Origin of the sequence: Paeniglutamicibacter sp. MACA_103, assembly GCF_045798555.1 — a bacterium.
In the GTDB taxonomy this organism is placed as follows: domain Bacteria; phylum Actinomycetota; class Actinomycetes; order Actinomycetales; family Micrococcaceae; genus Paeniglutamicibacter.
The window spans coordinates 88,698-106,951 of record NZ_JBIXLN010000013.1; the positions used below are offsets into that span (position 1 = coordinate 88,698).

Below are 18,254 nucleotides of genomic sequence, written 5' to 3' on the forward strand. Positions count from 1 at the left end.
CGCTTGTGGTCAAGAGTTGAATGCAAGATTAACTAACCATGTTGTTTCTTGAATGCAAAATGGCCGGTTCGCCAGGCCGGGAAAACGCGAGCTGAATACCGCGAGTCGGGCGCTTTGCCGCAAGGCTCGCCTGCCGTGGAGCTCGATCCCGACGTTCCAGACCGTTACCGCCCGGCGCAGGACTGTAGTAGGAATAGACCCAGGCCCGCTTGGGCCGGGACCTGACGGCATCGTGAAGGAGCGTGGCGCGTGACAAATCCGGATCTTGGCCTTTGGCCGCCAAGCAGGGGCAACTATCGTCGCTCGGAAGTCTCGTCGTTCCTGGGCACCGGAGATCTGGTTTGGGATCGCGTCATCGCGGATGTGCTGCGCTGGAAAGTGAAAACGGCGAGCGGCTTCACGGTGAGCTCAACTGCGTCGGTGAGGCAGGGGGACCGCGTGGACGTCACTGCGCGCCTGTTCGGCGTCGCCGTCATGGAGCCGGTGGAAGTTGTTGCCGTCGTGGATGAGCCTGGCCGAGTCGGGTTTGCCTACCGGACCCTGCCGGGTCACCCCGTCAGTGGCGAGGAGGCCTTTGTGGTGAGCCGCCACGGAGACGAAGTGCGCCTCACCGTGCGATCCCTCACGCGGGCGGCGCCACAGCAACCGTGGCGTGCGCTCTTCCCGTTGCTTCTCGTTGTGCAGCGGGCAGTGCGGTGGCGATATCTCCGCGCGCTGCGGTAGATTCTCTCGCCGCGGGCGACCGGGCAGTCCGGCCAGTGGATGCCAAAAGCCAGGCCGGGCGCAGCTCGGGCCGCCTCCAGGAAACTGCGTTCCGTGGAGGCGGCCCGAATCGTGCGGCCGTGGGTTGGTTCGAGGTTACGGGACCAGGATGACCTTGCCGGTGGTGGCGCGGGATTCAAGGGCGCGGTGGGCGGCCCCTGCCTCGGCCAGCGGGAAGCGTGCGCCGATGCGGACGTCGAGCTTGCCGGCGGAAACCAGTTCAAAGAGTTCGCCGGAGCGCCAACGTCGCTCTTGGGCATCCAGGAGGAAGTCGGCGACCTTGGGGCGGGTCACCGTCAGCGAGCCGTGGGCGTTCAGGCGCTGCAGGTCAAAGGGCGGGACCTGGCCCGAGGCCCCGCCAAAGAGCACCAGGGTGCCGCGGATCTTCAGGGCCTCCAGGGAGCCGTCGAAGGTGTCCTTGCCGATGCCGTCGTACACGGCGTCGACTCCCTTCCCGCCGGTGAGCTCGCGAACCCGGGTGGGGACCTCGTCGTAGGACAGGACGTGGTCGGCGCCGGCTGCGCGGGCCAGTTCCGCTTTTTCAGGAGTCGAGGTGGTGGTGATGACGGTGGCCCCGCGCAGCTTCAGCAGCTGGATCAGCAGGAGGCCCACCCCGCCGGCGCCGGCATAGGTGAGTACGGTGTCTCCCGGCTGCACCTTGTAGCTGGAGTTGATCAGGTAATGGGCGGTGATGCCCTGCAGCGGCAACGCGCCGGCGGTTTCCAGCGACACGTTCTCCGGGACCGGAAGGGCCTTGTCGGCATCCAGCAGCGTGTGGGTGGCGTAGGTCTGCGACCCCTCGGTGGTGGCAACGCGGTCGCCGACGGCGAAACCGGTGACGCCCGCGCCGACCGCCTCGACGGTGCCGGAGCACTCGCTGCCCGGGGTGAAGGGGTACTTGACCTTGTAAACGCCCGAGCGCTGGTACGTCTCAATGAAATTCACCCCGACGGCAGCGACCCTGATGAGCAGCTGTCCGGGGCCGGGGGAAGGAATCGGCGAAGCAACATACTCAAATGCTTCGGGTCCGCCGGCCTGGCGGGCGATAATTGCATGGGAACTCACGTGAGGGTCTCCTTGGGTCTGCTCTTGCACTTTGTTTCCACCCTAGCGTTCGGCCCCGTGGGACTCTTGCCCCGGGCGGCCATGTTGCGTTGCGGGCCCCCAAGAAGTGAATATTTATTAGCTATCATGCATAAATGCGTAGTAGGGTTGATTCATGACGATTTCAGTAGCTGTATCCGGAGCCAGTGGGTATGCCGGCGGCGAGGTCTTGCGCTTGCTGTCCAACCACCCGGACGTGACCATCGGTGCCATCACCGCCCACTCCAACGCCGGGCAGCGACTGGGAGAGCTTGCCCCGCACCTGCATTCCCTGGCCGACAGGATCCTGGTGGAAACCACCGTCGAGCAGCTGAGCGGGCACGACGTCGTGTTCCTTGCGCTGCCGCACGGGCACAGCGCCGAGATCGCCTCCCAGCTCCCTGCGGGCACCCTGGTCATTGACGCCGGGGCCGACCACCGCCTCGAATCCCCGGAAGCCTGGGAAAAGTTCTACGGCTCCTCCCACGCCGGAACCTGGCCCTACGGCCTGCCGGAGCTGCCCGGTGCCCGGGACCTGCTCGTCGGCGCAAAGCGCATCGCGGTGCCCGGCTGCTACCCGACCTCGGTCCAGCTGGCCCTCGTCCCCGGCTTCGCCGCCAACCTCCTGGAGCCCGACGACGTGGTCGTGGTCTCGGCCTCGGGAACCTCGGGAGCCGGAAAGAGCGCCAAGGTGAACCTCATCGGCTCCGAGGTCATGGGTTCCATGAACCCCTACGGCGTGGGCGGGTCCCACCGCCACACCCCGGAAATGGAACAAGGCCTGTCCAAGGCCGCCGGCGTTCCGGTCACGGTGTCCTTCACCCCTACCCTCGCACCGATGCCGCGCGGGATCCTGACCACCGCCACCGCCAAGGTCAAGCCGGGCGTGGACGAGGCAACGCTGCGCGCCGCGTGGACCGCGGCCTACAAGGACGAGCCGTTCGTGCACGTGCTGCCCGAGGGCCAGTGGCCGGCCACCTCCTCGGTCATCGGCTCCAACCACGCGCAGATCCAGCTGGCCTTCGACCCGCACGCGGGCCGCGTGATCGTCTCGGCGGTCATCGACAACCTCACCAAGGGCACCGCCGGCGGTGCCGTCCAATCCATGAACATCGCCCTGGGCCTGAAGGAAACCGCCGGCCTGGCACTTGAAGGAGTAGCACCGTGAGCAACGCACCCATGGGAATCACCGCCCCGGCAGGCTTCAGCGCCGCGGGCATCACCGCCGGACTCAAGGCCTCGGGAAACCCGGACCTGGCCCTGGTGCGCAACAACGGACCGCGCTTCGACGCGGCGGCCGTGTTCACCTCCAACCGCGTGGCCGCGGCCCCCGTGCACTGGTCGCGCCAGGTCATCACCGACGGACGCGCCGACGCCGTGGTGCTGAACTCCGGCGGCGCCAACGCCTGCACCGGCCCCGAGGGCTTTGCCAACACCCACGCCACGGCCGAACACGTGGCCAGCGTGCTGGGCGTGGCCAGCGGGGACGTGCTGGTCTGCTCCACCGGGCTGATCGGCGAGCAGCTGCCCATGGACAAGATCCTGCCCGGCGTCGACGCGGCCGCCGCGGCCCTGGGGACGGGCAACGAGTTCGACGGGGGAGCGGCGGCCGCCACGGCCATCATGACCACCGACACCGTGAGCAAGCAGGCCGGGTTCGCCGGTTCCGGGTATTCGATCGGCGCCATGGCCAAGGGCGCGGGCATGCTCGCCCCGGGCCTGGCCACCATGCTCGTGGTCATCACCACCGACGCGGTGCTGGATCCGGCCCAGCTGGATGCCGCGCTGCGCGAGGCCACCCGGGTGAGCTTCGACCGCGCCGACTCCGACGGCTGCATGTCCACCAACGACACCGTGATCCTGATGTCCTCCGGGGCCAGCGGATCCACCCCGGACGTTGCCGAATTCACCGCCGGACTCACCGGGGTCTGCGTCGAGCTGGCCCAGGCGCTGATCTCCGACGCCGAGGGCGCCGCCCACGAGATCACCATCCGCACCTTCAACGCCGCCACCGAGGACGACGCCGTCGAGGTCTCGCGCACCGTGGCGCGTTCCAACCTCTTCAAGACCGCGATCTTCGGCCAGGACCCCAACTGGGGCCGGGTGCTTTCCGCGGTGGGAACCACCCAGGCGGCCTTCGAGCCCGATGAGCTGAACGTCTCCATCAACGGCGTCCAGGTCTGCCGCAAGGGCGGGGTCGGCGAGGACCGCAACCTCGTGGACCTTTCCGGCCGCAACGTGCTGGTGGAAATCGACCTCAACGCCGGCGCGCAGGAAGCCAGCCTGTGGACCAACGACCTGACCCACGACTACGTCCACGAGAATTCGGCCTACAGCAGCTAACTGCGGCAACGTCCCGTGGGGGAGTCACGGGAACAAGAACCCGCCCCCACCGGACACCACCGCCCGGCCCAAACGTTTCAGTGAGGAAACACCCGAGCATGACTGAGAAACAACCCACGCCCATGGACGTGGCACAGAGCAAGGCCGAGGCCCTGATCGAGGCACTGCCCTGGATCCAGCGCTTCGCCGGAACCACCATGGTCATCAAATACGGCGGAAACGCCATGATCAACGAGGAACTGCGCCGCGCCTTCGCCGAAGACATCGTCTTCCTGCGCCACGTGGGCATCAACCCCGTGGTCGTGCACGGGGGAGGCCCGCAGATCAACTCCATGCTCAGCCGCCTGGGCATCGAGTCCGAATTCAAGGGCGGGCTGCGCGTGACCACCCCCGAGACCCTGGACGTGGTCCGCATGGTGCTCACCGGCCAGGTGCAGCGCGAACTGATCGGCCTGATCAACTCCCACGGCCCCTACGCGGTGGGACTCTCCGGCGAGGACGGCGCGCTGCTGCGTGCCGTGCGCACCGGGACCTACATCGCCGGGCAGCACGTGGACCTGGGACTCGTGGGCGAGGTGACGGGCGTGAACCCCGGCCAGATCCTGGACCTGCTGGCCGCCGGAAAGATCCCCGTGGTCTCCACGGTGGCGCCGGAGGTCGACGAGAAGGACAACCCCACCGGCCAGGTGCTCAACGTCAACGCCGACACCGCCGCCGCGGCGCTGGCCAGCGCCCTGGGCGCCTCCAAGCTGGTCATCCTCACCGACGTGGAAGGACTCTACGCGTCCTGGCCCGACAGGTCCTCGCTGATCTCCTCGCTGGACGCCGAGCAGCTGCGCGCCCTGATGCCCAAGCTCGAATCGGGGATGATCCCCAAGATGGCGGCCTGCCTCAAGGCCGTGGACGAGGGCGTGGGCCAGGCCCACATCGTCGACGGCCGCCAACCGCACTCCATGCTGCTGGAGGTCTTCACCTCCGCCGGCGTCGGAACCCAAGTCATTCCCAAGGACAAGGCATGAACGAGATCATTGAACAGGAAACGGGCGCGCTGAACGCCCTGGCCGGCAGCGAACTGCTGGCCCGCTACAACCACTCGTTGCTGGGCGTCTTCGGCACCCCGCAACAGGTGCTGGTGCGCGGGGCGGGCTGCCACGTGTGGGACGCCGACGGCAAGGAATACCTGGACCTGCTCTCCGGGATCGCCGTCAACGCGCTGGGCCACGCCCACCCGCTGCTCACCTCCGTGGTTTCCTCTCAGCTGGCAACCCTGGGACACATCTCCAACTTCTTCACCAGCCCCACCCAGATCGCGCTGGCCGAGAAGCTGCTGGAGATCAGCGCGGCACCGGCTGGCTCCAAGGTCTTCTTCACCAATTCAGGCACCGAGGCCAACGAGGCGGCCTTCAAGCTGGCCCGCCGCAACGCCGGCACCGCCGATGCCCCGCGCACCAAGATCATCGCCCTGGAGCACGCGTTCCACGGCCGCACCATGGGTGCGCTGGCACTGACCTGGAAGCAGGCCTACCGCGAGCCCTTCGAGCCGCTTCCGGGCGGGGTCGAATGGATCCCGGCAGGGGACATCGAGGCCCTGCGTGCAGCGGTCGACGAGTCCACCGCCGCGGTGTTCATCGAACCGATCCAGGGCGAGGCGGGCGTCATCGAATTCGGCCCCGGCTACCTGCAGGCGGCACGCGAGATCACCGCCGCTGCGGGCGCGCTGCTCATCTTCGACGAGGTCCAGACCGGCATCGGCCGCACCGGCGCCTGGTTCGCCTCCGCCGGGGTCGTCCCCGACGCCATGACCCTGGCCAAGGGCCTGGGCGGCGGGTTCCCCATCGGCGCGATGCTCGTCTTCGGCACCGAGGCCACCGCGCTGCTCACCCCCGGCCAGCACGGAACCACCTTCGGCGGAAACCCCGTGGCCACCGCCGCGGCCCTGGCCACCCTGCACGTCATCGAGTCGCAGGGCCTGCTGGCACAGGCGGGACGCGTGGGCGAGGACGTGCGGAGCAAGCTTGCCGCGCTTGACTTCGTCACGGCCGTCCGCGGGAAGGGACTGCTCATCGGGTTCGACCTGGCCGCCGCGGTGGCACCGGCGGTGGTGGGTGCGGCCCTGAAGGCCGGGTTCATCATCAACGCCCCGGGCCCCCACACGCTGCGCCTGGCACCTCCCCTGATCATCACCACCGAACAACTCGACACCTTCGTAGCAGCGCTGCCCGCCATTTATGCCGCGGCCGTTGCCGGCACCCAGGAATAGGACCACCACCATGACCACCAACGTTCGCCACTTCCTGACCGACCTCGACCTCACCCAGGCCGAACAGACCGAGGTCCTCGACCTGGCCGTTGCCATGAAGAAGGACAAGTACGGCTACAAGCCGTACGCCGGACCGCAGACCGTGGCGGTGTTCTTCGACAAGACCTCCACCCGCACCCGGGTGTCCTTCGCCGCGGGCATCGCCGAGCTCGGCGGTTCGCCGCTGATCATCAACTCCGCCGAATCGCAGCTGGGCCACAAGGAATCGATCTCCGATTCCGCCAAGGTCCTCGAGCGCATGGTCTCCACCATCGTGTGGCGCACCTACGCGCAGGCCGGCCTGGAGGAAATGGCCGAGAACTCTTCCGTCCCGGTCATCAACGCCCTCTCCGACGACTACCACCCCTGCCAGCTGCTGGCGGACCTGCTGACCGTGCGCGAGCACAAGGGCACGCTGGCCGGGCTGTCCATGGCCTACCTGGGGGATGCGGCCAACAACATGGCCAACTCCTACCTGTTGGCGGGCGTCACGGCCGGGATGCACGTGCGCATCGCCGGGCCCGAGGGCTACCTGCCGGCCGCGGAGATCATCGCCGCGGCCGAGGCGCGCGCCGCGGAAACCGGCGGCTCGGTCACCGTGACCACGGACGCCGCCGCGGCCCTGGCCGGTGCCGACGTGGTTGCCACGGACACCTGGGTGTCCATGGGCCAGGAAGACGAGAAGGCGCAGCGCATGGAGCTGTTCCGCGAATACGCCGTGGACTCCGCGGCCATGGCCCACGCGGACAAGGACGCCGTCGTCCTGCATTGCCTGCCGGCCTACCGCGGCTACGAAATCGCGGCGGACGTCATCGACGGACCGCAGTCGGTGGTCTTTGACGAGGCCGAGAACCGCGTCCACGCCCAGAAGGCCATCATGGGCTGGCTGATGGCCAAGTCGAACCTGGCCGCGGTGCCGGGAGTGACCCCGAACCGATGAGCACTCCCGCATCGTTCCAGCCCACGACGAAGATCGCGCGCCAGGCGCGGGTGAGCGCCATTCTTTCCACCCGCTCGGTGCGTTCGCAGGCCGAGCTGGTGGCCCTGTTGGCAGATGAAGGCATGGCCGTCACCCAGGCCACGTTGTCGCGCGACCTGGTGGAGCTGGGTGCGGTGCGGGTGCGCGGGGCAGACGGGGGACTCGTCTACGCCGTGCGCCAGGAGGGAGGGGACCGCAGCCCCCAGGTCGGCGTTGGCCAAGAGGTGCATGACGCCAAACTGGCCAAGCAGTGCGCGGAATTGCTGATCACGGCCGAGGCCTCGGGCAACATCGTGGTGCTGCGCACCCCGCCGGGTGCCGCAAACTTCCTGGCCCTGTCCATCGACCATTCCACGATGCCGCAGATCCTGGGGTGCATTGCCGGGGACGACACCGTCATGCTGGTGACCCGCGACGTCGACGGCGGGGCCGATGTCGCCGCACGTTTCCTGGCGCTGGCCGACCCGCAGTAGCGGAATCGTCCGGTCGCACCATCGCAGGACTCCAGGAGGCAAGGATGGATCCTTCCAAGAAGGCGGCAATACTCGGTGCGCTCCTGGCCGCGCTTCTCTTGCTGGCGATCCTGGCCGGCATCATCGTCGGGACCGGCGGCATGCTCACCGGTGGCGGCCTGCGTGGGCCCGGCCCCGCGGACGGTCGGAGCGCCACGGCGCCCCTTGCGGCTACCGCGCGGTAACCCTTGTGGAACGAAAGCCCTTGTGCAACCATTTTGTTGCACAAGGGCTTTGCGTTTTGAGGGGATGCACATGGACGCCAAACGTCAGGATGCCATCGAGGCAACCATAGACATCAATGCCGCCGCCGAATCCGTCTGGGGGCTGGTCAGCGAACCGGGGTGGTTCATCAACGGCGGGGCGGTCACGACGCATCGGATCGAAACCGACGGCGCGTTCTCCACCGTCTACGACGCGATCTACGGAAAATTCGAATTCGAGACCGTGACCCTTGACGCCCCGCGCTACGCCGCGTTCCGTTCCCTGGGCGGCCACGAATGGGACGACCCCGTCCCCAACACGCTCGTTGAATTCTGGATCGAGCCCACGCATTCCGGCGCGGCAAGGCTGCGGGTCATGGAGAGCGGATTCGCCGCTTTCGACGCGGAGGAACATGCCCATGCCATCAGCGCCAACACTCGGGGGTGGGAAGCCGAGATGCTCGCGGCGCAGCGCTACCTCGGCGGAAAATGATTGGGCAGCCGGAAGCGGCCGCGACCCAACTGATTTTTTCCGCCCTCTCTGACGCCACGCGGCGCCGGATGCTCACGCTGCTGGGCGAGCACGCGAGCAGCGCCTCGCGACTGAGTGCGCCGCTGGGCATCAGCCGGCAAGCCACCGCCAAGCACCTCAGGATCCTCGTTGATGCCGGCCTCGCCACCAGCCGCCGCGACGGCAGGGAAATAGTTTTTGAATTGTTCCCGGGCGGGCTGTCGCAGGCGACCGAATACATCGGCGGCTTGAAGGCCGCAGCGGACGAGGGGCAGGGCCGAGGGCCGGGCACGGCCTGAGGCCATGCGTCCCCATTCCTGAGCTGCCGCGACGGCACGGATCCCCAAGATGACGTCGGGGGCTCCCCGCGCAAATTGCGCGGGAAACCCCCGAAGGAAGCCATGCACTGCGTGTGTGCCGGTGCTACGGTCCGTGGACCAGTTCGCTCTCGGCACGCGGGGTGTCAAAGGCCTTGCGGAATGCGGATTCAACATCGTCGTTGTAGGCGACCAGCACCACCCGGTGGATCGATGTGGAATGCAGGTACGTGTCAAACCATTCGTGGATGGCATGGGCCGCAATGGAGGCCACATCCTCCGGGTCCCAGCCATAGGCGCCTGCGCCGATGGCCGGGAACGCCACGCTGGTGGCACCCAGGCGCGAGGCGACGTACAGGGAATTGGTGAAGCAGTTCGAAAGCGTCTTGGGATTGGTCTGTCCCACGTGGCGGTTCGGGCCGGGGGAGTGGATGACCCAGCGGGCGGGCAGTTCGCCGGCACCCGTGGCCAATGCAAGCCCGGAGGCGAGGCCGTCGGGGTGGGTCGTGGCCCTGAGCTTCCGGCATTCGGCCAGCAGTGCCGGGCCCGCGGCCGCATGGATCGCGTCGTCGACGCCGCCGCCACCGAGCAGGGATGGATTTGCAGCATTGACGATCGCATCGACCTTTTGTTCGGTGATGTCTCCACGCACGATGTCGATATGCATTTCTTTGCTCCTGTCAGTGATCCAGAACACCTGATAGGGACCACGATACGCGTCGGCCCCGATCTTGTGGAGGGGCCCACAGCGGATTCTCAGGTGTGACTAGCACAAAGCCGCAATTGCGGCGAAAAACCGGGCCTTGTGGCACTTGTGTGACAGCGGCGGGAGCCGCGGGCGGAAGGGTGTTCCGGGTGCTCCGCGCACTTCCGAAATACGGTACCGCGTGGCGCCGGAGCGGGGGCGGGCAACGGACGTATAGTGCCCGCGCCCGGCCCGCTTCCTAGAGGTACTCCTCGATGACTGCCGTGAACTCGGGCAGGTCGAACATCTGCGCGACGGCCAAGGCGTTTTGGGCGCCGAGGCGGGGGTCCGCGCCGTTGGCCAGCAGCTTCCGGGTCAGCGGCTCGTTCTTGCGGAACACCGCGCAGGTCAGGGCGCCCTGGCCCTTGTCGTTGAGGCGGTTGATGTCGGCGCCGCGCTCCAGCAGGCCGGCAACGGTTTCGTCGTGGCCGTTGTAGGCGGCCAGGATCATCAGGGTGTCGCCCTTGGCGTCCGTCAGGTCCGCCGGGATTCCCTGGTCGAGGATGGCCATCAGCTTTTCGGTGTTTCCCTCGCGGGCCAGGTCGAAGATGGAGTGCAGGAACGCGAGCTCTTCTTCGGACAACGCGTCGGGGGTGTTCGAATCGGTCATACCCAAATCGTACCGGGCCACCGCCCGTCGCCCGCTGGCGACAAGAGGCGTGAATAATTATGTAGACTAATGAATAAGTATTAGACATCGGGTGTTGCGTCCGGGGCCGGGGAACCGCCCTGCACTAGGATGGACACTGGATTTGGACACCTCGCGAACCGGCGCCCGGGACGGGCACACGGAAGGATGAACATGGGATCGGCAACAAACGAAGGTGCACTCTGGGGCGGACGATTTGCCGGAGGCCCGGCGGACGCCCTGGCGGCGCTGAGCAAGTCCACGCATTTCGACTGGCGGCTTGCCCGCTACGACATTGCCGGATCCCGCGCCCACGCCCGCGTGCTGCACACCGCCGGTTTGCTTGACGAGGCCGAACTCGCCGGCATGATCAAGGCGCTGGACACCCTCGAGGCCGATGTCGTCTCCGGCGCCTACGTCGCCTCCGACTCCGACGAGGACGTCCACGGCTCCCTCGAGCGCGGACTGATCGAGCGCGCCGGAACCGCACTGGGCGGCAAGCTGCGCGCCGGCCGTTCGCGCAACGACCAGATCGCGACGCTGGGCCGCATGTTCCTGCGCGACCACGCCCGCATCATCGCCCGCGGCGTCCTCGCCACCATCGACGCACTCATCGAACAGGCCGAGGCGCACCCCAACGCCGCGATGCCCGGGCGCACACACCTGCAGCACGCCCAGCCCATCCTGCTTTCCCACCACCTGCTGGCCCACGCCTGGGCAATGCTGCGCGACGTCCAGCGCCTGGCCGACTGGGACAAGCGTGCCGCGGTTTCCCCCTACGGCTCCGGTGCCCTGGCCGGCTCCTCGCTGGGCCTGGACCCCAACGCCGTGGCCGCCGAGCTCGGCTTCGACTCCGCCGCGTGGAACTCGATCGACGGCACCGCCGCCCGCGACGTGTTCGCCGAATACGCCTGGGTTGCCGCCATGATCGGCGTCGATCTCTCCCGCGTCTCGGAGGAAATCATCCTCTGGGCCACCAAGGAATTCTCCTTCGTCACCCTCGACGACGCCTTCTCCACCGGCTCCTCGATCATGCCGCAGAAGAAGAACCCGGACGTCGCAGAACTGGCCCGCGGCAAGGCCGGGCGCCTGATCGGCAACCTGACCGGCCTGCTGGCCACGCTCAAGGCGCTGCCGCTGGCCTACAACCGCGACCTGCAGGAAGACAAGGAACCGGTCTTCGACGCGACCGACACCCTCGAACTGCTGCTCCCGGCGGTCTCCGGCATGATCGCCACGCTGAAGTTCAACACGCCGCGCATGGCCGAACTCGCGCCGCTGGGCTTCGCCCTGGCCACCGACATCGCCGAGTGGCTGGTCCGCCAGGGCGTGCCCTTCCGCGAGGCCCACGAGCTCTCCGGCGCCGCGGTGAAGCTGGCCGAGTCCAAGGGCGTCGAGCTGTGGGACCTGAGCGATGAGGAATACGCTTCGATCTCCGAGCACCTGACCCCGGCGGTCCGCACCGTGCTGTCCACCGAGGGCTCGCTGAACTCGCGCAGCGCCCAGGGCGGCACCGCACCCTCGGCCGTCGCCGTGCAGCTGGCGGCGCTGAAGGACGCACTGGTTCCGGTGCGCGAATACGCCGCATAGCGCGCACCGATCCACGATCCCGCAGGCGGGGCCCACCAACCTGGTGGGTCCCGCCTGCGTGATTTCCGCGGGCATCTGCGGATAGGCTGTGGGCATGACCGAGCTCACACAACAGGACCTGTCGGCCAGGATCCTCACTTCCCTGTCGGCCCTTCGCACCTTGGTTTCAACCGTGGACGACGCCGCCGCTGCCGAACCCAGTGCCCTGCCCGGCTGGAAGCGGGCCCACGTGCTGGCCCACCTCGACGGATTCGCCCGGGCGGCAACGCGCCAGCTGGACACCGCCGGCGCCGACGAGCCGTTCCCGATGTACGACGGAGGCCAAGAGGGGCGGGACGAGGCGATCGCCATGACGGCGCTGATGCGTGCCGGGGCCCTGGTGGCGCGGACCGACGAGTCCCTGGCCGCCCTGGAAGCCAGCATCCGCGGCACCAGCGCGGGGGAGTGGGTCCTGGCCACGGGGTTCCGCGGCGGCGGCAGCGTCCATGACCTCTTCTACGCCATCTGGCGCGAACTGGTCATCCATTCCTCCGACTTGTTGCTGGGGCACTCGGTCGCCGACTGGGAACCGGCGTTCTGCGCTCACCTCTTCGAGGAGCTCGCGGTGCGGGTGCCCGAATCCAGGCGCTACGTCCTGCAGCCGCACGGCGCCCAGCGCATCTCCCTGGGCGAGGGCGAGGACGTCACGGTGCTCAGCGGCACCGACTTCGACCTGGCCGCCTGGCTGGCCGGGCGCAAGCCGCTGGGACCCGTTCAGGCCACGGCCGGCGCGGACGGCGCCGACCTTCCGGAACTGGGCCCCTGGCCCTCCGGGCAGAAGGCGCGAAACTAGCACCGGGCCCGGAAGGAAACGGCGGAATGGGGAAGCCGGGTCGCGAGGGGTTGCTGCGGCTGCCGTCGCCGCAATTGGCACCGCACCTGCTCGGCTCCCACGTCTCCTCCTTCATCGACGGGCAGCTGGTGGTGGTTCGCGTGACCGAGGTCGAGGCCTACGACGGCGCCCTGGACCCGGGATCCCACGCCTACCGCGGCAAGACCGCGCGCAACGCCGCGCTCTTCGGCCCGCCGGGCACCGCCTACATTTACTTCACCTACGGGATGCACCACTGCGCCAACGTGGTGTGCGGGCCCGAGGGGACCGCCTCCGCCGTGCTGCTGCGCGCCGGCGAAGTCATCCACGGGCGCGAAACGGTGCTGGCCCGGAGGGGGAACCCGAAGGGTCCGGAGGCGAAGCTGCTCAGCGGCCCGGCGCGTCTGGCCCAGGGGCTGGGACTGACGCTGGAACAGAACGGCTGGCGCTTTGGCAACGGCGCCGCACATCCGCCGGATCCCGGGCTGGGCCTGGAAAACCTGTCCGTTTCCCCGTCCGGCCACCTGGCGGGACCGCGCACCGGGGTGGCCGGAGCCGGCGGCGCGGAGGAATACCCGTACCGCTTCTGGCTCCCGGGGGAGGCCAGCGTCTCGCCGTACCGGAAGGCGGCGCCGCGCAAGGCACGCGGCGAATGGGACTAGACTTGTCGGGTGAATCCAGAGCCTGAAACCATAAGCGACCTCCTTGACCGACTGTGCGAAATCGTTCCCGATTACCCCAGCGCAGGGATCTCGTTCAAGGACCTGACCCCGGTCTTCGCCGACGCGGCGGGACTGCGCCGCATGGTCGACGAGATCGTCGCCCCCTTCGCCGGTCAATTCGACGTCATCGCCGGGCTCGAGGCACGCGGCTTCGTGCTGGCGGCGGCCGCGGCCTACGCCACGGGAACCGGCATGATCACCGTGCGCAAGGCCGGGAAGCTGCCCCGGCCCGTCCACCGCGACGAATACACCCTGGAGTACGGGAGCGGGACCCTGGAACTGCACCGCGACGACGTCGCCCCGGGCACCCGGGTGCTGATCCTGGACGACGTGCTGGCCACCGGAGGCACCGTCGGCTCCGCCGCACGGCTGCTGGACATGGTCGGCGCGAAGGTCGTCGGGGTCGGGGTGGTCCTTGAACTGCAGGACCTGGGCGGACGCGAAAGGCTCTCCGGCCTGCAGGTCCATTCCCTCCAGCTCGTCTAGCCACGACCCGCCTTGCCGCCGGGGTGTTCGCCCAAGGCGTGGCGGTCAACTGCCCGGTGCGACAGAGAGTAAACTGGTCTGTCCACGTTTTGAACAACCATCGGAGTGCTGAATGTCAGAGTCCACGACCGTTCAACCGGAGCTCGAAGCCGAACGCAACTACGTTTCGATGCTTTACACCCGGCTGGATGAACTGCGCGCCGAAAAGCTCGAGCAGCTCACCCGGACCCGCCGCGGCGGGGCGCAGGGATCTATCCAGAACGTGTCCGAACGCGACTCCTTCGCCGCACTGTACGAAGACCGCCTGGCACAGCTGAACGCGGTGGAAGACCGGCTGGTCTTCGGCCGGCTGGACCTCGACGAAAACATGAACCGGGCCGGCGAGGAAGAAGGCGCGCCGCGCTACATCGGGCGCATCGGCATGACCGACGAGGACCTGACGCGCCTGATGGTGGACTGGCGGGCACCCGAGGCCGCGGCCTTCTACCAGGCCACGGCGTTGCGCCGGCAGGGGGTGCGGCGCCGCCGGCACCTGATGCTGCGCGGGCGCACCGTGCTGGGCATCGACGACGAGGTCCTGGACACCGAGCTCTTCAGGGAAAACGACGACCTCCAGGGCGAGGGCGCGCTGATGGCCGCCCTGACCCAGAAGCGCACCGGTCGCATGGGCGACATCGTGGGCACCATCCAGGCCGAGCAGGACCGGATCATCCGCTCCCCGCTGGCCGGGGTGCTGGTGGTCCAGGGCGGGCCGGGCACCGGCAAGACCGCCGTGGCGCTGCACCGCGCCGCCTTCCTGCTCTACGAACACCGCGAACGCCTCAAGAGCGCCGGCGTGCTGCTGGTCGGCCCGTCCTCCTCCTTCATGCGCTACATCGAGCGCGTCCTGCCCTCCCTGGGCGAGACCGGCGTGGTCATGTCCTCGGTCGGCGAGCTGTACCCCGGCGTGCGCGCCGTTCCCGAGCACAGCAGGGAAGCCGCGCGCATCAAGGGCAAGGCCTTCATGGCCAAGGTCGTGGCCAAGGCCGTTTCCAACCGCCAGCGGCTGCTGGCCGAGGACCGCCGCGTCGTGGTCGAGGGGACCCGGCTGGTGCTGACCCGCGGGCAGGTGCGCCACGCCCGCGAAAAGGCGCGCGCCTCGCGCAAGCCGCACAACGAGGCCCGCGAGGTGTTCACCAAGACCCTGGTCCGCGAGCTGGCCGAACAGCTGCAGCAGGTCCTCGAGGACTCCTCGGGCAACGGCAACGCCGTGGACCGCAGCTACCTGGTCCAGGAAGTGCGCGAATCCCGCGATGTGCGCATCGCGCTGAACCTCTGCTGGATGCCGTTGACCCCGCAGTCACTGCTGGAGGAGCTCTTCGCCAAGGAAGACCTGCTCGCCGCCGCCGCGCCGCAGTTGAACGCCCGCGAGCTCAAGGCGCTGCACCGCGAGCCCGGGGCGCCCTGGACCGAGGCCGACGTGCCGCTGCTGGACGAGGCCGCGGAGCTGCTCGGCGACTTCAAGGCCGTGGGCAACAAGGACGCCGGCGTCGAGGCGCAGCTCAAGCGCGACCTCGAAAACGCCGAAGCGACCCTGCGCAACGTCAACGAGATGCTCTTCAACGCCGGCATCGACGGGCTGGTCGAGGCCCAGGACCTGGCAGACATGAACCAGGAGACCGAGGCCCGCCAGACCGCCGCCGAGCGCGCCGTTGCCGACCGCAACTGGGCCTACGGGCACGTGGTGGTCGACGAGGCGCAGGAGCTATCCCCGATGCAGTGGCGGCTGCTGATGCGCCGCTGCCCGCTGAAGTCCTTCACCGTGGTCGGGGACATCGCCCAGACCTCGTCGGCCTCGGGCGCCAACAGCTGGGCACAGGCCATGAAGCCGTTCGTTGCCCAGCGCTTCACCCTCGAGGAACTGACCGTCAACTACCGCACCCCCATGCAGATCGCCGCCGCCGCGACACGGGTTGCCCATGCCGCGGGACTCAAGATCTCCACGCCCAAGGCGGTGCGCGAGGGCCAATGGCCGCCGCTGGTGGACCGCCTGGACGCGGGCCAGTTGTTGCCGAAGCTGCGCGAGGTCCTGCCCGAAGAGGTGGCGATCGCCGATGGCGGACTGCTTGCCGTCATCGTGCCCGAGTCCCGGCTTGCCGAGGTCCGCTCCGCGGTGGTCAAGCAATTCGGCCGCCGCGTGGGCAGCGGCTCGGGCGGACTGAGCCAGGACATCGTTGTGCTTGGCGCACGCGAGGCCAAGGGCCTGGAATTCGATGTGGTGCTGGTCCTTGAACCGCAGGAATTGATCGACGAAGTAGAGGGCACCGTCGGTGACCTGTATGTTGCGATGACCCGCACCACGCAGCGCCTGCGGATCCTGGCCGAGGGCGCGATCCCGGCGGGCATTGACACGGAAGCGTAATTCCGCGCGGAGACTGCTAATTTAGTAGGGTGTCTGAAATTGAGCAGAATCCCGCACTGTCGGGACAAAGTAATGATCCGTCGTTTGCCAACGTCTGGCAGGAACTGAAGTGGCGTGGCCTGGTCCACGTGTCCACCGATGAGGCCGAGCTGGAAAAGGTGCTCTCCGAGGAGTCCATTACCTATTACTGCGGTTTCGACCCCACCGCACCTTCGCTGCACCTGGGCAACCTGGTGCAGCTGCTGAACATGCGCCGCCTGCAGCTGGCCGGCCACAAGCCCCTGGGCCTGGTCGGCGGCTCCACCGGCCTGATCGGTGATCCGCGCCAGACGGCCGAGCGAGTCTTGAACACCAAGGAAACGGTTGCCGAGTGGGTCGGCAAGCTGCAGGAGCAGGTTGCCCGCTTCCTGTCCTTCGAGGGCGAGAACGCCGCCCGCATGGTCAACAACCTCGACTGGACCGCCAACCTGAGCGCCATCGATTTCCTGCGCGAGGTCGGCAAGTACTTCCGCGTGGGCACCATGATCAAGAAGGAAACCGTTGCCGCCCGCCTGAACTCGGACGAAGGCATCAGCTACACCGAGTTCAGCTACCAGGTCCTTCAGGGTTACGACTACCTGAAGCTGCACCAGCTTTACGGATGCTCCCTGCAGACCGGCGGTTCGGACCAGTGGGGAAACCTCACCAGCGGCACCGACTTGATTCGCAAGGTCGAGGGCAAGAGCGCCTACGCCTACGGCACCCCGCTGATCACCAACTCCGACGGCACCAAGTTCGGCAAGTCCGAAGGCAACGCCATTTGGCTGGATGCGGAGATGTGCAGCCCGTACACCTTCTACCAGTTCTGGCTGAACACGGCGGATGCCGACGCGATCTCCCGCTTGAAGGTCTTCACGTTCCTGACTCGTGCCGAGATCGAAGCCCTCGAACAGGAAGTCGCCGAGCGTCCGTTCGCCCGCAAGGCCCAGAAGGAACTGGCCTACTTGGTGACGTCGTTGGTTCACGGCGTGGACGCCACGGAAAAGGTCATTGCCGCTTCGGCCGCTCTCTTCGGCCAAGGCGAACTCGGCGACATGGACGAGGCAACTCTTCGTGCGGCAACCCAGGAGCTCAAGAGCACCACGGTCACCGGCGAAGAGCTGGACATCATTTCGGTATTGATTGCATCCGGTCTTTCCGAATCGAAGTCGGCTGCCCGCCGCACGGTCAGTGAAGGCGGCGCGTACATCAACAACGTGAAGTACTCGGACCACGAAGCGGTGGTAAACCGAGAGGATCTTTTGCATGGTCGGTACCTTTTGGTTCGCCGCGGAAAAAAGAACCTGGCAGTTGTTGAAGTCGCCTAAATAGGGAAACGAAGTCATGGGTTGCCGGTAAGGCAATTCGACCGGGGCGGGGGAGTGCTGTGAATCACGGCAACGACCTCGCCCCGGTTTTTTGCTTTACGCCCCCAAATTGCCGATAAACCCGGTTGATTTGGGGGATTCCCGCGGGATCGAGGACAGGAACCGTCGATTTGCCGTGCACGGGAAACCTGTGTATTGTTTTCTAAGTCGCCGCGGCCAAGGCAAGCGAAAAGCTTCTAGCCGCGAATGATAAAAGCTTTCTTCTAACAACGATTTACTCGTTGAAAGAAGATTACAGTTTCAGCAAAACGGATCAGCGAAAAGCCGATTTGACAGAGCGAGAAACATGTAATAACTTAGTAAAGTTGCTCCAGAGCGAAGCGCCGGCAGGAAACGTCAGTCCGGGTCGTGGTGGTTGGAAGCGTCTGTTGTTTGAGAACTCAATAGTGTGCCAAGTTTGTTGATACCAATTTATTT

General features: G+C 67.3%; 19 protein-coding genes. 16 read left to right on the plus strand and 3 right to left on the minus strand.

Going from position 1 to position 18,254, the window contains the following annotated elements:
* The first annotated feature begins 249 nt into the window (after positions 1–249).
* A complete protein-coding gene (locus ACIPVK_RS08445) occupies positions 250–723 on the plus strand; it encodes a DUF1990 family protein (protein ID WP_407611521.1) in 474 nt (157 codons plus the stop codon).
* A gap of 135 nt (positions 724–858) precedes the next feature.
* Here ACIPVK_RS08445 and ACIPVK_RS08450 read toward each other — a convergent pair whose 3' ends face one another.
* The gene (locus tag ACIPVK_RS08450) at positions 859–1,827 is read right to left on the minus strand and encodes a quinone oxidoreductase family protein (protein WP_407611522.1); all 969 of its coding nucleotides are present in this window, start codon (positions 1,825–1,827) and stop codon (positions 859–861) included.
* 154 nt (positions 1,828–1,981) lie between these two features.
* Between ACIPVK_RS08450 and argC the strand changes: the two genes are divergently transcribed.
* From argC to ACIPVK_RS08495, 9 genes are all read left to right on the plus strand, one after another.
* The gene (gene argC / locus ACIPVK_RS08455; RefSeq protein WP_407611523.1) at positions 1,982–3,013 is read left to right on the plus strand and encodes an N-acetyl-gamma-glutamyl-phosphate reductase; all 1,032 of its coding nucleotides are present in this window, start codon (positions 1,982–1,984) and stop codon (positions 3,011–3,013) included.
* A gap of 11 nt (positions 3,014–3,024) precedes the next feature.
* Entirely contained in the window at positions 3,025–4,188 is a 1,164-nt protein-coding gene (gene argJ / locus ACIPVK_RS08460) for a bifunctional glutamate N-acetyltransferase/amino-acid acetyltransferase ArgJ (RefSeq protein WP_407611542.1), read from the plus strand.
* Positions 4,189–4,286: 98 nt separating this feature from the next.
* Complete coding sequence (gene argB, locus ACIPVK_RS08465) at positions 4,287–5,207, plus strand: acetylglutamate kinase (RefSeq protein ID WP_407611524.1); 921 nt, start codon at positions 4,287–4,289, stop codon at positions 5,205–5,207.
* A complete protein-coding gene (locus tag ACIPVK_RS08470) occupies positions 5,204–6,448 on the plus strand; it encodes an acetylornithine transaminase (RefSeq protein ID WP_407611525.1) in 1,245 nt (414 codons plus the stop codon). The genes argB and ACIPVK_RS08470 overlap by 4 nt, the downstream gene beginning before the upstream one ends.
* Positions 6,449–6,458: 10 nt before the next feature.
* Positions 6,459–7,427, plus strand: coding sequence for an ornithine carbamoyltransferase (gene argF, locus ACIPVK_RS08475; protein WP_407611526.1), 969 nt, complete (start codon positions 6,459–6,461; stop codon positions 7,425–7,427).
* On the plus strand, positions 7,424–7,939 hold the full coding sequence (locus ACIPVK_RS08480; RefSeq protein ID WP_407611527.1) for an arginine repressor: 516 nt from the start codon (positions 7,424–7,426) through the stop codon (positions 7,937–7,939). The genes argF and ACIPVK_RS08480 overlap by 4 nt, the downstream gene beginning before the upstream one ends.
* A gap of 44 nt (positions 7,940–7,983) precedes the next feature.
* Complete coding sequence (locus tag ACIPVK_RS08485) at positions 7,984–8,163, plus strand: hypothetical protein (RefSeq protein WP_407611528.1); 180 nt, start codon at positions 7,984–7,986, stop codon at positions 8,161–8,163.
* Between the two features lie 70 nt (positions 8,164–8,233).
* Positions 8,234–8,674 carry an ATPase gene (locus ACIPVK_RS08490; RefSeq protein WP_407611529.1) on the plus strand — a complete coding sequence of 147 codons (441 nt, stop codon included), beginning with the start codon at positions 8,234–8,236 and terminating at the stop codon, positions 8,672–8,674.
* Positions 8,671–8,991, plus strand: coding sequence for an ArsR/SmtB family transcription factor (locus tag ACIPVK_RS08495; protein WP_407611530.1), 321 nt, complete (start codon positions 8,671–8,673; stop codon positions 8,989–8,991). The genes ACIPVK_RS08490 and ACIPVK_RS08495 overlap by 4 nt, the downstream gene beginning before the upstream one ends.
* 124 nt (positions 8,992–9,115) lie before the next feature.
* On the opposite strand, the gene ACIPVK_RS08500 is transcribed toward ACIPVK_RS08495, so the two are convergent.
* Positions 9,116–9,676: an O-acetyl-ADP-ribose deacetylase gene (locus ACIPVK_RS08500; RefSeq protein ID WP_407611531.1), complete on the minus strand. Its 561-nt coding sequence runs from the start codon at positions 9,674–9,676 to the stop codon at positions 9,116–9,118.
* Positions 9,677–9,953: 277 nt separating this feature from the next.
* Positions 9,954–10,364, minus strand: coding sequence for an ankyrin repeat domain-containing protein (locus ACIPVK_RS08505; protein WP_407611532.1), 411 nt, complete (start codon positions 10,362–10,364; stop codon positions 9,954–9,956).
* Positions 10,365–10,556: 192 nt separating this feature from the next.
* Between ACIPVK_RS08505 and argH the strand changes: the two genes are divergently transcribed.
* The 6 genes from argH to tyrS all read left to right on the plus strand — a co-directional run bounded on the left by argH (position 10,557) and on the right by tyrS (position 17,777).
* Positions 10,557–11,972: an argininosuccinate lyase gene (gene argH, locus ACIPVK_RS08510; protein ID WP_407611533.1), complete on the plus strand. Its 1,416-nt coding sequence runs from the start codon at positions 10,557–10,559 to the stop codon at positions 11,970–11,972.
* A 94-nt stretch (positions 11,973–12,066) separates the two neighbouring features.
* Positions 12,067–12,804, plus strand: a complete 738-nt coding sequence (locus ACIPVK_RS08515) for a maleylpyruvate isomerase family mycothiol-dependent enzyme (protein ID WP_407611534.1) — start codon at positions 12,067–12,069, stop codon at positions 12,802–12,804.
* A 26-nt stretch (positions 12,805–12,830) separates the two neighbouring features.
* Positions 12,831–13,484, plus strand: a complete 654-nt coding sequence (locus tag ACIPVK_RS08520; protein WP_407611535.1) for a DNA-3-methyladenine glycosylase — start codon at positions 12,831–12,833, stop codon at positions 13,482–13,484.
* Between the two features lie 9 nt (positions 13,485–13,493).
* Entirely contained in the window at positions 13,494–14,030 is a 537-nt protein-coding gene (locus ACIPVK_RS08525) for an adenine phosphoribosyltransferase (RefSeq protein ID WP_407611536.1), read from the plus strand.
* Positions 14,031–14,142: 112 nt separating this feature from the next.
* Positions 14,143–16,431, plus strand: a complete 2,289-nt coding sequence (locus tag ACIPVK_RS08530) for a HelD family protein (RefSeq protein ID WP_407611537.1) — start codon at positions 14,143–14,145, stop codon at positions 16,429–16,431.
* A gap of 29 nt (positions 16,432–16,460) precedes the next feature.
* A complete protein-coding gene (tyrS, locus tag ACIPVK_RS08535; protein ID WP_407611538.1) occupies positions 16,461–17,777 on the plus strand; it encodes a tyrosine--tRNA ligase in 1,317 nt (438 codons plus the stop codon).
* The last annotated feature ends 477 nt before the right edge of the window (positions 17,778–18,254 follow it).

What these genes read in the sequence shown, in the direction of transcription:
- argH (WP_407611533.1), top strand. Translation starts at nt 10,557, where the DNA reads ATGGGATCGGCAACAAACGAAGGTGCACTCTGGGGCGGACGATTTGCC.
- ACIPVK_RS08530 (WP_407611537.1), top strand. Translation starts at nt 14,143, where the DNA reads ATGTCAGAGTCCACGACCGTTCAACCGGAGCTCGAAGCCGAACGCAAC.
- argF (WP_407611526.1), top strand. Translation starts at nt 6,459, where the DNA reads ATGACCACCAACGTTCGCCACTTCCTGACCGACCTCGACCTCACCCAG.
- ACIPVK_RS08515 (WP_407611534.1), top strand. Translation starts at nt 12,067, where the DNA reads ATGACCGAGCTCACACAACAGGACCTGTCGGCCAGGATCCTCACTTCC.
- argC (WP_407611523.1), top strand. Translation starts at nt 1,982, where the DNA reads ATGACGATTTCAGTAGCTGTATCCGGAGCCAGTGGGTATGCCGGCGGC.
- ACIPVK_RS08495 (WP_407611530.1), top strand. Translation starts at nt 8,671, where the DNA reads ATGATTGGGCAGCCGGAAGCGGCCGCGACCCAACTGATTTTTTCCGCC.
- ACIPVK_RS08470 (WP_407611525.1), top strand. Translation starts at nt 5,204, where the DNA reads ATGAACGAGATCATTGAACAGGAAACGGGCGCGCTGAACGCCCTGGCC.
- ACIPVK_RS08490 (WP_407611529.1), top strand. Translation starts at nt 8,234, where the DNA reads ATGGACGCCAAACGTCAGGATGCCATCGAGGCAACCATAGACATCAAT.
- argJ (WP_407611542.1), top strand. Translation starts at nt 3,025, where the DNA reads ATGGGAATCACCGCCCCGGCAGGCTTCAGCGCCGCGGGCATCACCGCC.
- ACIPVK_RS08520 (WP_407611535.1), top strand. Translation starts at nt 12,831, where the DNA reads ATGGGGAAGCCGGGTCGCGAGGGGTTGCTGCGGCTGCCGTCGCCGCAA.
- ACIPVK_RS08480 (WP_407611527.1), top strand. Translation starts at nt 7,424, where the DNA reads ATGAGCACTCCCGCATCGTTCCAGCCCACGACGAAGATCGCGCGCCAG.
- argB (WP_407611524.1), top strand. Translation starts at nt 4,287, where the DNA reads ATGACTGAGAAACAACCCACGCCCATGGACGTGGCACAGAGCAAGGCC.
- ACIPVK_RS08500 (WP_407611531.1), bottom strand. Translation starts at nt 9,676, where the DNA reads ATGCATATCGACATCGTGCGTGGAGACATCACCGAACAAAAGGTCGAT.
- ACIPVK_RS08505 (WP_407611532.1), bottom strand. Translation starts at nt 10,364, where the DNA reads ATGACCGATTCGAACACCCCCGACGCGTTGTCCGAAGAAGAGCTCGCG.
- ACIPVK_RS08485 (WP_407611528.1), top strand. Translation starts at nt 7,984, where the DNA reads ATGGATCCTTCCAAGAAGGCGGCAATACTCGGTGCGCTCCTGGCCGCG.